Raw genomic sequence first — 14,717 nt, 5'->3', positions numbered from 1 at the left:
CCCTTACCGATTTTCGGTGAGGGGTTAGGCGGCAAGCGGTCTTACCTCGAACCTCCAACGACAACTCTTTCTAGAAAAATGCCAACACCACCCATCATCCAACACACTTACGACCTCATCCTATGGTACATCCCCGTCTTGGATCGCTTACCTAGAAACCACAAATTTACTTTAGGAACTAGGATGATCGACGGACTTTACGACATATTAGAAGGATTGATCCACGCAAGGTATCTCCCAGAAAAATTAGCACAATTAGAACTGTTAAACGCTAAGCTTGATGTCCTGCGTCATCAAACCCGGTTGCTGTTCGATTTTAACCAGTTTGACAACCAAAAATACGAACAGATTGGAGGTTTTATCAATGTTATTGGTAATGAACTCGGTGGTTGGATTAGACAGCAGCGCAGCAAAAGGGAAGAATAACCTCAACTAGAAACCCGGTTTCTTAAAGAAACCGGGTTTCTGGGTTTCTAGGTTTCTAGGGTTTCTGGGTTTCTAAAATCCGTATGTAAACACGCTAAAACGCTTACAAATGACCAATGACAATCAATGAAAAGATCTGGTAATGTTTATCCTCATATTACAAACTTTGACAACATCCTTTTAGCCGCACAAAGCGCACAAAAAGGAAAGCGATTTCGACCAAATGTTTTAGAGTTTAACTACAACCTGGAAATAGAACTAGCAAATATTAAGAATCAATTAGAATCAAAAACTTATCAGCCAGGGAATTACAAAACATTTCAAATTTTTGAACCCAGACCGCGCATCATTTCCGCCGCACCTTACCGCGATCGCGTCGTCCATCATGCTGTATGTAACATTATAGGACCCATTTTCGAGAGAACCTTCATTGAAGATTCTTATGCCAATCGTTGTGGATATGGAACTCACCGAGCATTGCGACGCTTCACCACTTTTGCACGTTCCAGTCAATATATTTTGCAATGCGATATCAAAAAGTACTTTCCCAGCATTGACCATGCTATCCTCAAAACGCTCCTGCGTCGCAAACTGAAATGTAAAGATACACTCTGGCTGTTAGATGCGATCGTTGATAATAGCAATCCCCAACCTCCTGTCACAGACTATTTTCCAGGAGACGACTTACTATCCCCTTTGGAAAGAAAAAAGGGTTTACCTATTGGAAACCTCACCAGTCAGTTTTTTGCCAATATCTATCTTAATGGTTTAGACCATTTTATCAAAGAAGAACTCAAAGTAAAAAAATATTTGCGTTATGTGGATGACTTTGCCCTATTCTCAGACGATCGCAGTTTTTTAGCAGAAGCCCAACAAGCGATTATAGAATATTTAGTCAAACTCCGGCTAAAAATTCATCCAACGAAAAGCCAACTCTTTGAAACTCGACATGGGGCAAATTTTTTAGGATTTCGGATTTTGCCAGATCGAATTCGCCTAAGAACTGAAAATTTGCGGAGAGGGCGGCGGCGATTGCGAAAAATGCAAAAAGACTATGCTGAAGGTAAGATTAAAATCCAAGACATATCTTGCTCAATTAAAAGTTGGATAGCTCATTTAAAACATGGGGACACTTGGCAATTACGTAAACAAATATTTACATCAATTGTGTTTACAAAAAAGCGTTTTGTGAGATAGTAAAAGATGGGATAGGCACTTTCGGATGCTTCGTGGCGGTTCCTGGATCAACAATCCGAGGAATTGCCGTTCGGCGTATCGCAACGACGATCATCCGGACAACAGGAACGACAACACCGGGTTTCGGGTGGTGCTTTCCGGGGCGAGTGCTCTTCACCTGTCGGAACTTATAGGTGTGAATCTATTGGGCGTACAACAGAAGAGTTCAGATCCTGTTCCAGTGATGTTCTTTGAGCATCCAAACATAAAACTTGGTCGAGTAGCCTGGTAAGCTTTTTGCTGAACGGTTGCTCGACCTAATAATATGTATTATATTTCTCTTTATTGTTGCTGGTGTAGAAAAAATTAGGCAAAATCAGAACAGTGAAATGAACCGCAAAGACGCAAAGAGCGCAAAGAAAGAGGAAAAGAATAAAGGATATTGATAATCTCATAACAGGAAAGGAGTAGTTGTGATTTTAAAGACCTCTAAGTGGAAAATTTCTTCCCCTACTCCCTACTCCCTACTCCCTACTCCCTATTTTTTATGTCTCACATTCTTGTCGAAGATCTGAAGAAGACTTTCTTTATTTCTGAACGCTCCTCTGGGCTTTTCGGTTCAATACGAGGACTTGTACAGCGAAAAACCAGAGAAGTCCATGCATTGAAAGGTGTTTCGTTCTCGTTGGAACAGGGAGAACTTGTAGGATATATTGGTCCAAATGGAGCAGGTAAATCGACGACCATTAAGATTTTAAGTGGTATTCTAGTCCCTTCCAGTGGAAAATGTATAATCGGCGATCGCACTCCCTGGGTAGATAGAATCCAGCATGTTGGTCGTATTGGAGTTGTCTTTGGTCAGCGAACGCAACTATGGTGGGATCTACCAGCGATTGAGTCTTTCGACTTGCTTCGAGATATCTATAGCGTTCCCCATTCAGAGTATCTCAAGACGCGGACAGAAATGATTGATTTACTCGATCTTTCCAGCTTTCTCTCAACCCCAGTGAGACAGTTAAGCCTCGGTCAAAGGATGCGCTGTGACTTTGCAGCCGCAATGCTTCACAGACCTGAGATTCTTTTTCTGGATGAACCCACCATCGGGCTTGATGCAGTTTCAAAGCTTGCTGTAAGAAAATTTATCAAAGCGCTGAATAAAACTCATAAAGTCACCACCATCCTGACCACTCATGATATGGATGATATTGAGGCGTTGTGCGATCGCGTCATTATTATAGGAGGAGGAGAGATTCTTTGTGATGGTTCTCTCGCAACTCTACGTTCTCAAGTTTCTTCTCGTCGGTACTTAAGAATCGACCTAATCAAGGATGATTTTTGTTTTGAGCAAGAAGGAGTCAGTATTCTCTCCAAAGAAGGACGCACCGTAACTCTTGCCTTCGATCCCACAAAGCTTTCTGCAGCGTCCCTCATTAGCCAGATTACATCAAAATACGAAGTAGAGGATCTTTTCGTTGAAAATCCACCCATTGAGGAAATAGTTGCTGAACTGTATGCAAACTCGGAAAAGATTTTTACACCACCTGGGTAGTGTACTTACCGCTCTGTGCTTCCGCCACGTTCCACAGCGCTTCCAAAAAAAATGGCAAATCCCCATCTTGCTCGTACTCCTCAAGGGCGATCTTGAGGTAAGCCTTAGCCATGTCTGGGTTCCTTAGCTGCTCTATCACTACCTCATCATGAGTTCTCAATCTCTTGCTCATCCTGTTCCTCCTGATATGTCCGCCAATACTATATATACCGATCTTCTTCTCCTCTTACTTTGCGTACTTTGCGTCTTTGCGGTTCATATAATTATATAATCTTTAAGCGGGATAGGAGTATGTCACAATTTTAGGGAATCTGAGATTTTTCAGACTTTTTCTGACACCGAACTCAGGTTTTCACAAATGTTCAACCAGACATAATATGAAAGCATATTGGTCACTCTTTGTTGCAAGATTTGCACTTCTGTTGCAATATCGTACTGCTGCATTAGCAGGAGTTGCAACTCAACTGTTTTGGGGTTTTGTGAAGGTCATGGTTCTTGAGGCATTTTTTACTCATGCAACCTCTGCTCAACCTATGACTTTCCGCGAAGCTACAGGATACGTATGGCTGGGACAAGCATTTTTGATAGCGCTTGTTCCTTGGGGAGGTGATAAAGAAATTCAAGAACTCATACGCTCTGGTTCGGTAGGATACGATCTTCTTCGACCCACTGACCTTTACAATTTTTGGTTCACTCGCGCTTTAGCACTTCGCACAGCACCCCTGATACTTCGCGGTCTTCCGCTTCTTGGTATCACAATGTTTCTTTTTCCTATTGTAGGGCTATCTGAGCGATCGCTGTCTTTGCCACCCTCCTTTGCTTCCGGAATTGCTTTTCTCATGTCCTTTATTGGTGGAATTCTGCTTTCCTCTACAATAACAATGCTTCTTACCGTATCAATGATGTGGACACTTTCTGGCGAGGGAATAAATAGCGTACTTCCCAATCTCATTACTATCTTCTCTGGAATGATTATTCCTCTGCCACTTTTTCCTGAATGGCTCCAGCCCTGCTTAAATTTTCTTCCCTTCTCAGGACTTCTAGATAAACCTTTTCGTCTTTTTACTGGAAATCTTCCACCAAACGAATTATTTAATATCTTACTTCATCAAATTTTCTGGATATTTGTCATTATTATCCTTGGGCGTTTTTTAGTGAAGTATGGGGTAAAAAAGCTCGTCATTCAAGGTGGATAAACTCAGATCCCCAACTTCTTAAAGAAATCGAGAAGCTTCTCGTCTCGCGTATAATGTGCTGAAGTACAAATTTATCTGCGTCCATCTGCGTTCATCTGCGGTTAATTATTTCTTCTTGTACCTTACGAATGTGAGAATTGCCATCATTAATTTAGAATCAAAGGAATGAAGCGAGGATGAATGCTTTTTTACTCTACCTTCGATATATCTCTGTATCTATCAGAGCGCAAATGCAGTACAAAATTTCCTTCTGGCTGCAAATATTAGGTCAACTTTTAGGAACTGTGATTGAATTTTTCGGAATTTGGGCGCTTTTTACTCGTTTTAATAGTATTGGTACGTGGACTCTTTCCGAAGTTGCTCTGTTTTATGGCATGATTAATATTTCGTTTGCTTGTGCTGATGCACTTGGGCGAGGATTTGATTCGTTCTCAAAAATCATTAAAAACGGCGATTTTGACCGTTTACTTCTTCGTCCACGTACAACAGTTCTTCAACTTTTAGGCATAGAATTTACATTGAAACGAATAGGACGATTTTCGCAAGGGCTTGCGGTCATGGGTTGGTCACTTTCCACTCTCCACATTCCTTTTACCATTCAAAAATTGTGGCTTTTAAGCACTTCATTTATTGGCGGAGTTGCACTTTTTGTTGGCATTGTCATTATACAAGCAACACTGACATTTTGGACTCTTGAGTCTCTCGAAATCATGAATATCCTCACTTATGGAGGAGTTGAAACTGCTCAGTACCCTCTCTCAATTTATAGCAAGTGGTTTCAGCGATTCTTTACTTTCTTAATACCCCTTGCTTGTGTCAACTATTTTCCGTTGCTGGCGGTACTTGAAAAAGAAAGAGATTTTTTAGTGCCTTTGTGGTTTTGTTACGTTTCGCCAATAGCAGGCATTCTTTTTCTTATAATTGCTTTGAAGCTTTGGAAATTAGGAGAGCGATTCTATTGTTCCACTGGTAGCTAGTACACAAGCTTTTTATCCGCCTATTTTTCTTGAATAATTCTCTTAACTTTCCAAATCATTTTCTGAGTGCTGTTGAGTCATTCCATGGAGCTTAATAAAGCTATCAAAGGCGTACCAAGCTAACACATACCAGGGAATAATCTCGAACTGTAATCCCTGTGCAAGTAATTTCCGAATGGAAAGAATACCCAACCCTAAAGGAAAAAGGAAGCGCAAATCAACAGAGTTATTGGTGGCGTTTTTCACGCGCTTATTCAAATCCACTACAGCATTAGATACCCCTGCTGCAGCCTCAGATTTTCCTAATGTTATTTCACCAAAGATAATACCTAAATCTCGTAGAGTTGCGAAAACATTTTCAAGGCTGTCATCTTGAGTACTGTGCTGTATAACAAGACTGCCGTTTTGAACATTAGTTCTGACTTGATTAATATTTGGCTGAGCCTGTAGAGCGTTTGCAATGCGTTCCATATCACCCGATTGACGGTGGTGGGACGCAACTCTTAAACGCAGTCGCCCTGGAGTAGAACTAACAACTTTTGTGGATATAGGTTTATATGTAGATTGTTTCCTACATTCTTCTTGTATTGTTTTTGGCATTTCAGTGAGATGAGTGTAACCGTTGTTTATCAATTTCTTTCTTTTCCCGTAGTAACTTGAGGTGCTGTTTTAATCTCTCTCAAAGTAGCGTAAGCAGGGCTAAAGTCCGCCAAGTCATGTCAAGGTAACTCAAAAATTAAAAAAATTATACCTAATTTTCTACGTCTTACCCTCGCGCTCTTCGTGCCTTCGTGGTTCAAAACTAATTTTTAACCGCAAAGACGCGAAGAGCGCGAAGAAATTCTCAGTATTAGGTCTTACCTTAACAGGGGTAGGGGTCTGACTCCCTTCTCCCTGAGGGAGAAGGGTTGGGGATGAGGGCATTTACATACCGTTATCAGAGTTGTCAACTGAGGTTCCTGCAACATCAACGGCTGGTAATTGTCTACCTTCTGCTAGTTCTGCTCTGGCTTCAGCAACCATGTCTTCCCAACTTTCGCCGAGTTCTGCAACAGCACCTCTGCTCTTTTCAAACAGAACAAGTCCACTCTTGATAATAGACTTGGCTATGGGCTTACCAATTCCAGCAACAACAGGAATAACAACAGGTGCAAGAAGGACTGCACTAATACCGGCGATGATTCCAGGTGCGCCTGCGTCTTCAACAAAATCAGTAATTTTTGGTGCCATGATAATTTCCTCCTGAAACTAATTAAACTTACTAAAATACTCTTGTTTCCAAAACCATCTCATCTAGCTGCGGGGAGAGTTTTGCGATACGGCTTTAGCCGTAATCGCTCGCTTATCGCGACTTCTAAGAATTGGGCGCAAACCGTTGACTCCTGCAACAACTGTCGAACCATTGTTCACCATAGTCGCTGCTAGGGGGTTAAGACCAAACAAAACTGCCACTACTAATGCGGCTAAATTGGGAACAGCAATCAGAGCCGTATTTTGCTGAATTAGCTGCTTGGCTTTACGAGCAATCTCAATTCCCTCTAATAAACCATGCAGGTCATTCTGCATAAGCACTATATCTGCTGTTTCACGAGCAATGTCAGAGCCATTGGCAAAGGAAACAGAAACATCAGCGTATGCTAAAGCTGGCGAATCATTAATCCCATCGCCAACAAATGCAACTGTTTTACCTTGTTCGTGCAGTTCGCGGACAACCGTTGCTTTTTGCTCGGGAAAAGCTTCTGCATGGGTATAGGTCGGGGAAATACCAAGTTCAGCAGCAACGGCGCTAGCAGTCTGCTTGTTATCACCAGTTAGCATGTGGACTTCCACACCTTCAACTGTTAACAGTTTTGCAATCACTTCCCGACTTTCTGAACGGAGTATGTCACTATATTTTATTATACCTTGTAGTTGACCGTTGCTCGCTACATAAATCGTTGAAGTCGCTTTCTTTTCGTTACCGTCAAGCTGTTCCATTGCAATGCCAACTTGTTCTAGAAGGCGCTCGCTACCAACATAAACAGTTTCGCCGTCAATCTCTGCCTGTACCCCCAGACCAAGTTGATAATCCCACTTTCCACGGGTGGGAATTTCTATTTTCTGTTCTTCTGCATACCGCACGATTGCCTCTGCAACTGGGTGTGTTAGACGTTGTTCGGCTGCAGCCGCTAGTTGCAGCACTCGTGTTGGTGAAGTGTCTGGATTAAAACTTTCTACACTCACCACAGCGGCTTCCCCTCTGGTCAGAGTGCCTGTCTTATCAAAAACAACTGTATCTATCTCTGCTAGTTTTTCCAATGCCCGTCCGCTACGAATCAGAACGCCTCGCCGTGCTGCATAGCTTAATGCTGCTAACACAGTTGTTGGGACTGATACCCTAATACCTGTTGCAAAGTCAAGGGTTAAAACGCTAGCTGCTCGTGCTGGATTGCGAGTTGTAGCGAACACGATCCCACCCAATAATAGAGTTGGTAAAACAGCTTTCTGGGCAATTTTTGCAGCGTAGTTTTCCATCCGGGTATCGTGAACGGGTGCTTGTTGCATTAATTGAATGCTCTGTCCAGCACAAGTGTCGTTACCTACCCGTTCTGTCAAGATATAAATCCGTCCCTCTCTCACTAGAGTTGAAGCATAGACGGTTTGTCCTTTCTTTTTCAAGACTGGCATGGATTCTCCAGTCAGTTTTTGCTCATCTAGTAATGCTTTTCCTCGCAGGATAGTACCGTCAACTGGCACTTGTTCGCCGGGATAAACAATAACTGTATCCCCTTTTTGCACATCTTGGATGGGGATTTGCACCTTCTCTCCATCACGTTCAATCCAGACGAACTGTCCGAGGGAACTTAACAAATCTAGCGTTTGTTGGGCGGAAGATCGAGCCGTGCGATCGCGTATATTCTCGCCAATTTCAATTAACCCCAGCATGAGTGCGGGTGTGAGAAATTGACCCTGAAGCGTTGTGATGGCGATCGCCATAAAATCTAGAAAGTCAATGTTGAATTTCTTCTCTACCGTAATTCCTTCCCAAGCTCTTTGGACTACAGGCAATGTTGTGACAGCTATAGTCGTTGCTATCATCAGGGGCGGAATCGGTAGCCCAAAAGGTCCAGCCAGCACGGCTAAAACCGCAGTCACAGCTGAAAGTTGTAAACCGGGCCAAGGTTTTTCTGTTTCGCTATCAGCAGCTTTTTTTAAAGTAGAAGGCTTGAGAACAATAACGTCACTTGCTGCTTGAATCAAATAACTCAAATGCGATCGAATTTTGGCTTCCGTTGCTTTACTGACTTTATAGGTCACTGCCAGTGAAGACGCTGCAGGCTTAATACGTACACTTGAAACCAGAACGTCAGCCTCTAACAAAACCTGAAGGCGCTGTGCATAATCCTTATCATGACGCAGGCGAGGTACTCGCAACCTCAACCGTCCTGGAACTACATGGACAAGGCTGTGCTGGACTTTGGAAATCTGAGTTGGTGCGTGTCCATTTTTATCTCCTAAAGCAGCCTTCCCATTTCTTTCGGGTAGCGCTACTTCGGCAAGATGAAATCTGGAGGTTGGTATTTGCACACTAAGTTCTGCCATTTCTTTGCTCGCATAAAAAATAAAGACTGTTCAACTGTTTGATTTTCTAGAGCCTACTCAACGGGATACTCATAGGGTGAAGAAATATCCAACCCTTCAAGTACCGTAAGTATGGGATTTTAGCAAAATTTTCGCTTCGTTCCACTGGCTCTCAAAATTGGGTTCTTGCTAGCCACCGATCTAACTCACTAGACATTGATATGACTTGTTTCAAAACTCTTATGAAACCATATCTAATGGAAAGTTAGCCATGAAGGATAGTGCTGCAGATAGAGCCGGCGTTTTGTAATCAGACCATAAACTATCGTCTTCCAAAACTCTTTCCTCGTTCGTCCTTATGGATAGTATCGATTGGATAGACTGATTTTGCTCTGGTTCTGGAAGTTGTTGCTCAATTGGAGTCTTTACTGTTGGTGTTTGCGGGATTGACTCATCAGCTAACTGCATCAAATTCGCCCAGTAAGAAACTGGTATTTGACTGGTTCCATAGCTAATGGCAACTGAGGCTGCATCGCAACTCACTCTTACAGTTGTCACGTGAGAATCTGTCTTAAGCAACCTCTCAAGTCGCTTAGCATAGGCGCGATCGCGTGCAACGCGGGGTACATTAAATCTGATGCGTCCCGGAATGGCGTGAACGACATTGTAAGTAATTTTTGCAGACTGGGCTGCTGTGCCGATAGATGTTTGCTCCACTTTTGATAACAGCGATTTGTCAGGTTTATTGAGTTTTACAGCCGAATCATCATCTCCATCATTTGATGAGTTTTTTTCTGCTGCTGAAAATTGTGATTCTAGATAACTTATAACACGACGAGTTGCATTAGCTGTAATGAAGTATACAGGAAATGCAGCTAAACCCACGATCCCCAACCTTTTGGTTACCGCTAATCCGGCAAATAAGGGAATAAACGAAATTCCCTGTTCTTTCCAAAAATCTGGAGATTTCCAAGCAGCAAAAGGATCTGTCTTGCTTGCATTGTGAGGCGATGACTGCTTCTCTACACCAAATGACTGGAGTAACTCCACCATTTGGGACAAAGACAGCCTTTGCTCATCATAATGAATGACCAAACTGCCCGTTTGCTCGTTGACATAAACTTCATTGATACCAGTTCGCCGATGTAAACTTTGGCAGATAGTATCAAGTTTTGTGTTATTACCCCCGTCAATAGCACGGACTCGGACGCGCCCTGATGTTGCATAGATAATGTGCAACTCGCCAAAAGGTTGCCCTGTTGACTGTGCAACAACTTGTTTTGTCTCTTTATTCACTTCATCGCCCTTCAGATGATAAGAGACTAAGTCTTCTGATTTTTGCAAACCGAGACTTAATCTCTTGCGACTACTTTTAGTTTTGGCCATTTACCCAACAGCTAGGTCTAGCTAAAAGGTTAACATTAGGTTAACTTTAACCTAAAATTTGAATTAATGGTCATTTTTTAGAATGATTTATCTTTAAGTATTGTTAAATACTTTAGCGCTTATACCTCCAACTTGCGAGCGTATAGATTTGTACTCATTATCCTTTATACGAATAATTTACAAAATATACAACTTTATTGAGGAAATTGCTACTGTCAGAATCATTTTTTATAATTAGTTTTGGAAAACAGCGCTATAAAAAATACTCATGATAAGTAGGGTGGGCAATGCCAACCCTACTGTTAGAGTCGTTAGAGCAAAGCCTCAAACTGCTGCCAGCAAAGGTATAAAGCACGAGGTACGTGGAAGCAGCCTTTCCATTTGCCACCTTTGAGGTTTAATAAAACTTCACCACGGCGGTTGAGGTAGCCAAACCACTCACCATATTCTGGATCGGCAAAATGCGACCAAGTATAATCGTGCATTTTTTGGTACCACTCCCAACACGCCTCACGTCCCGTCAGACGATAACTCATTGCCAGCGCAACCAACGATTCCAAATGTACCCACCACAGTTTTTGATCCCATTCCAGCTGTTGTGGGGGATGACCAGTTGCATCCATAAAATAATACAATCCATTGTATTCAGGGTCCCAAGCAAAGTTGAGGATGTTTAGCACCACATCAATAGCTTGGTTAATCGTTGTCATATCGTTACGACGATGGGCAATATCGATAATGAACCACATCGCTTCTATCCCATGACCGGGGTTAATGAGACGACCTTCAAAAGAATCAACATGGGAACCGTCAGAAGCAACATTTTCATACATGAGTCCCCGTTCTCGGTCTAGAAAATCGGTCATCACTTCCCGAACAGTGGAGTTAAGAACGTTCTCTAGAGTCTCGTTGGGCAGCAACCATTCCATTTCTAAAGTTAGATTAGCCAATATCATGGGTACTGCCAATGATTTTAGCGATCGCGTACCCGGATATGTCTTGTTATACTTCCCCTTGGGGTTGTCCTTACGGCGTAGAACATTATTATAAGCCTGCACAGCCACATCTTTTGCCCAATCTTCACCACAGGCAAGGGCATATTGGCTAAAAGCCATTGCTGCAAAGCAATCAGAAAAGATATTGTAGGGTTGAACCAACGGTTTCCCTTCACGAGTCAGCGCAAAGTACCAGTTACCTTCATCATCGCGACCGTGTTGAGCAAGAAAACGAGCACCATTGCTAGCAATTTTCAGCCAGGATTCCCGTTTTTCTATCTGGTTGTAAAATTTGGAATAAGTCCATACCTGACGGTTTTGCAGCCAGATAAACTTATCGGTGTCGTAAACCTTACCTTCGCGATCGATGCAGGTAAAATAACCACCGTACTCTCGGTCAATCGAATATTTTTCCCAAAATGGGAGTACATCGTTGAAGAAAGCATTTTTATAAAGTTCGGCTAACTCTTTAAAGTTGTACTCCATAAATTCTCTCAATTGAGATCGTTACGATTAGGTCCCGACAGTTGAATTATCTCAGAAAAACGTGAATACTTCACCACATCGGTAGGGGGAGCATCTGCCGACACTGCAAGTAACCCAATTTTGATATCCTCGAAATAAATCACACCCCCAATACGTCCTTTAACTTGGAAAGGTCCATGAAATAACTGATACTTTGCAATGTATATCAGGAAAAAGTTCGTAATCTTTATTGTCCTGCCAAACATATACTGACAAGTTTTGTGAAGGACAGCATCTAGGTATTCATTAGACGCTGGCTCACCCAGTTGAGTAAATTTTGGATCATCCGCAAAATGATCCATATAAAATGACCATACATGGGACAAGTCTGTTTCATTCGTCAGTTTTTGCTTAAGTTCCTGCAATCGGTCAATTTTCATAGTGTCGATGTTGAGGAGATGGTGTGAGCAGACAGCACTGTTAAAAATATACCACAGCCAGCGAGTGTCTAATTAGTATTTTTACAACCTCTTTAAGAACTGGCAAGCCCCTAAATTTTTGAAAATAATTTCATCTAACGAAGTATTCAAATTTGAAAACTTTGACTTATTCAAATCTTCCTGACGATCAAAAAACGTGGGACAAGCCTTTTCTTTGGAATAGTTAACAACAAGGCAAATTCGACATTTGGAAGCTTCTATAGGACTCCTATTTGATTTTTGAACAATTACTGAGCCTTAGAGGATGTTTGAAAAGATTTGGGCGAATAAAATTCGCTACTATACAAACAAAGTCCGCCTGCGCGGACTAACGAGAAATTAAGGTTTTGAAACCCACGTAGGTGGGTTTCGCTTGTATAGCCGCGATTTCCAATCGCCAAGGCTGTATTAATTGTGACTTTTCAAACATCCTCTTAGAACCCCGGTAACTTTTGCGAAACCGGGGTTCTGACACCTCAATTATCTTTGTGATTTTTATTATTCTTGCTCTATGTAAAAATTACAAATTTATTCTTTTCTAGATGTATTCTTAATTTACTCTTAATCCCTTAATCTTAAACTTTTCTAGTTATTGAATCTGTAAACTTCCAACTTTCGTAACACTTTGTTACCAACAAAGACCTAAAATATGCAATTCAAAAAACTTGTAAAAGTACTAATTCCTCTCTGTTTGCTTGGTCTGATTATAAGTTTCATTCCTTCAGCGATCGCACAAGCACCATGGAGTACAAAACGTTTCGAGGTGGCTCTGATTGGCGATTTGCCCTACGATACCAGACAAGAAGCAAAATTTCAAGAGTTAATTCAGGACATCAATCAATCATCAGTTCAATTCGTCATTCATGATGGCGACTTTAAAAGTGGTTCTAGTCTTTGCTCCGATGAGCTTTTCACAGAGCGACTGCAAGACTTCCAGAAATTCAAACAGCCTCTCATTTATACTCCTGGAGATAATGAATGGACAGATTGCCATCGTCCGGCGGCTGGTGAATACGATCCCATTGAACGTCTAGCAAAATTACGCGAACTTGCTACACAGGGCGATCGCAGTTTTGGACAATCAACAATTCCGCTAACCCGACAAAGTGAGAATTCAAAATACAGCAAGTTCCGTGAAAATATCCGTTGGGTATCAGGAAATGTGCTGTTTGTGGGAATACACGTTGTTGGTAGCAATAATAACCTTGGGCGGAATGCAGAAAATGATGCAGAATATGCAGAACGTAATGCGGCTAACCTTGTTTGGTTAGAGGAAGCCTTTGCTCTTGCTAAAGCGAATGATAACTTGGGTTTGGCGATCGTTATCCATGCCAATCCAAACTTTGATTTAGCACCAACTAATGCAGAACGAACTGGCTTTAATGAATTTATTAATGCCTTACAAACAGAATTGCGAAACTATAGCAAGCAAGTGATACTCGTTCATGGAGATAGCCATTACTTCCGAATTGATAAACCTCTGACTAAATCTGATGGCACCATTATCACTAATTTTACTCGAATTGAGACGTTTGGTTCTCCCAACGTTCATTGGCTGCGCTTGACAGTTAACCCACGTAACCCAAATCTGTTTGAGGTCAATCAAGAAATTATCCCTTAGTAGTTAGATCCCCGACTTCTTGGAGAAGTGGGGGATCTTGCGCTCTCTTTTCATTTCCCAAAAATTTCAGTAAATCTTCTAGTTAGATTTGTATTCTCTAGTAGCTAAAGTAGTTGCAAGAGATGAGTTAAAAAATTGTTAGTTAAATTCGTTAAGCAAATTCTTTGGAGCGGGATTCCGACAAAACTGCCATTGTTGCGGTTACACTGACGATACGCAGGAAACTATTCCTCCACTGGAACTCCCTAAGAGGATGTTTGAAAAGTCTCAATTAATACAGCCTTGGCGATTGGAAATCGCGGCTATACAAGCAAAACCCACCTACGTGGGTTTTAATATCCTGATTTCCCGTTAGTCCTTGCCTTGCGGACTTAGTTTGTATAGTAGCGAATTCTATTCGCCCAAAACTTTTCAAACATCCTCTAAGAATGCGCTTCTCATTTTGCCTCAAGGGCGATCGCATGGTCATGCAGAAAACAAACATTATCCCGTTCACTGTGCTAAATGTCGCAATCCGATGAAAGCAATTAGAGGCGAAAAACTGAGACCTTTCTTGATATTAAATGACTTAGTACAATCGCAATCTGCCAAAACAGAACGAATTGGTTGGTACTGTGCTACCTGCTACTCAGAAATGACTGAAAAAACGATACACATTCGTACTTACACAAGCAGTCCGGTTTCCAAAAGGAAATCATCTGATTCGGCAGTAGAATCAGAATATTGCCGATGATTCTGATGGAAGTTGGAGTAGCGAGTCTGGAGGAAACTATGGTGGTAGCGAGTCTAGCAGCAGTTGGGGTAGTGACTCTGGAGGAAACTATAGTAGCGGTAGCGATTTTGGGGGTGGAATGAGTGATGGAGGAGGCGGAGGTGGTAGTTGGTA

At 41.9% G+C, this 14,717-nt stretch carries 15 protein-coding genes and 1 pseudogene; 9 read left to right on the top strand and 7 right to left on the bottom strand.

Translation table 11 applies throughout. The features are described 5' to 3' along the window. Nucleotides 1-78: 78 nt before the first annotated feature. The 4 genes and pseudogenes from avd to WA1_RS42790 all read left to right on the top strand — a co-directional run bounded on the left by avd (nt 79) and on the right by WA1_RS42790 (nt 3,151). Entirely contained in the window at nt 79-426 is a 348-nt protein-coding gene (gene avd, locus WA1_RS42800; protein WP_017749650.1) for a diversity-generating retroelement protein Avd, read from the top strand. Between the two features lie 126 nt (nt 427-552). Further along, nucleotides 553-1,623, top strand: a complete 1,071-nt coding sequence (locus WA1_RS42795; protein WP_017749651.1) for an RNA-directed DNA polymerase — start codon at nt 553-555, stop codon at nt 1,621-1,623. 16 nt (nt 1,624-1,639) lie between these two features. Beyond that, nucleotides 1,640-1,894 (top strand): annotated as a pseudogene (locus WA1_RS62005) (formylglycine-generating enzyme family protein); the annotation flags it as partial. Between the two features lie 255 nt (nt 1,895-2,149). Beyond that, the gene (locus tag WA1_RS42790) at nt 2,150-3,151 is read left to right on the top strand and encodes an ABC transporter ATP-binding protein (protein WP_033336761.1); all 1,002 of its coding nucleotides are present in this window, start codon (nt 2,150-2,152) and stop codon (nt 3,149-3,151) included. Here the strand turns inward: WA1_RS42790 and WA1_RS42785 are convergent. Further along, entirely contained in the window at nt 3,135-3,323 is a 189-nt protein-coding gene (locus WA1_RS42785; RefSeq protein ID WP_017749654.1) for a helix-turn-helix domain-containing transcriptional regulator, read from the bottom strand. The two genes, WA1_RS42790 and WA1_RS42785, sit on opposite strands and share 17 nt — an antisense overlap. 205 nt (nt 3,324-3,528) lie before the next feature. Between WA1_RS42785 and WA1_RS42780 the strand changes: the two genes are divergently transcribed. Then, nucleotides 3,529-4,347, top strand: coding sequence for an ABC transporter permease (locus WA1_RS42780; RefSeq protein ID WP_017749655.1), 819 nt, complete (start codon nt 3,529-3,531; stop codon nt 4,345-4,347). Nucleotides 4,348-4,577: 230 nt separating this feature from the next. Beyond that, nucleotides 4,578-5,324 carry an ABC transporter permease gene (locus WA1_RS42775; RefSeq protein WP_272819350.1) on the top strand — a complete coding sequence of 249 codons (747 nt, stop codon included), beginning with the start codon at nt 4,578-4,580 and terminating at the stop codon, nt 5,322-5,324. Between the two features lie 42 nt (nt 5,325-5,366). On the opposite strand, the gene WA1_RS42770 is transcribed toward WA1_RS42775, so the two are convergent. From WA1_RS42770 to WA1_RS42745, 6 genes are all read right to left on the bottom strand, one after another. After that, nucleotides 5,367-5,957, bottom strand: coding sequence for an HMA2 domain-containing protein (locus WA1_RS42770; RefSeq protein ID WP_081403055.1), 591 nt, complete (start codon nt 5,955-5,957; stop codon nt 5,367-5,369). Between the two features lie 291 nt (nt 5,958-6,248). Beyond that, nucleotides 6,249-6,554: a DUF5132 domain-containing protein gene (locus WA1_RS42765; RefSeq protein WP_017749658.1), complete on the bottom strand. Its 306-nt coding sequence runs from the start codon at nt 6,552-6,554 to the stop codon at nt 6,249-6,251. A 63-nt stretch (nt 6,555-6,617) separates the two neighbouring features. Beyond that, on the bottom strand, nt 6,618-8,906 hold the full coding sequence (locus WA1_RS42760) for a heavy metal translocating P-type ATPase (protein WP_017749659.1): 2,289 nt from the start codon (nt 8,904-8,906) through the stop codon (nt 6,618-6,620). 219 nt (nt 8,907-9,125) lie between these two features. Continuing rightward, entirely contained in the window at nt 9,126-10,271 is a 1,146-nt protein-coding gene (locus WA1_RS42755) for a hypothetical protein (RefSeq protein ID WP_017749660.1), read from the bottom strand. A gap of 311 nt (nt 10,272-10,582) precedes the next feature. Next, nucleotides 10,583-11,752 carry a n-acyl-d-glucosamine 2-epimerase gene (locus tag WA1_RS42750; protein ID WP_017749661.1) on the bottom strand — a complete coding sequence of 390 codons (1,170 nt, stop codon included), beginning with the start codon at nt 11,750-11,752 and terminating at the stop codon, nt 10,583-10,585. Between the two features lie 8 nt (nt 11,753-11,760). Then, nucleotides 11,761-12,171, bottom strand: coding sequence for a hypothetical protein (locus WA1_RS42745; RefSeq protein WP_017749662.1), 411 nt, complete (start codon nt 12,169-12,171; stop codon nt 11,761-11,763). 688 nt (nt 12,172-12,859) lie between these two features. On the opposite strand from WA1_RS42745, the gene WA1_RS42740 reads away from it, so the two are divergent. The 3 genes from WA1_RS42740 (at nt 12,860) to WA1_RS60895 (ending at nt 14,686) form a co-directional block, all read left to right on the top strand. After that, nucleotides 12,860-13,831: a metallophosphoesterase gene (locus WA1_RS42740; protein WP_017749663.1), complete on the top strand. Its 972-nt coding sequence runs from the start codon at nt 12,860-12,862 to the stop codon at nt 13,829-13,831. Nucleotides 13,832-14,207: 376 nt separating this feature from the next. Continuing rightward, nucleotides 14,208-14,564, top strand: a complete 357-nt coding sequence (locus WA1_RS56135; RefSeq protein ID WP_148662885.1) for a hypothetical protein — start codon at nt 14,208-14,210, stop codon at nt 14,562-14,564. Next, nucleotides 14,561-14,686 (top strand): hypothetical protein, encoded by a 126-nt coding sequence (locus tag WA1_RS60895; protein WP_017749666.1) that lies wholly within the window; start codon nt 14,561-14,563, stop codon nt 14,684-14,686. Before WA1_RS56135 ends, WA1_RS60895 begins: the two co-directional genes overlap by 4 nt. Nucleotides 14,687-14,717 lie beyond the last annotated feature (31 nt).

Source organism: Scytonema hofmannii PCC 7110, from assembly GCF_000346485.2.
GTDB classification, from domain to species: Bacteria; Cyanobacteriota; Cyanobacteriia; order Cyanobacteriales; family Nostocaceae; genus Scytonema; species Scytonema hofmannii.
This window is presented reverse-complemented; position numbering and strand designations above follow the sequence as displayed.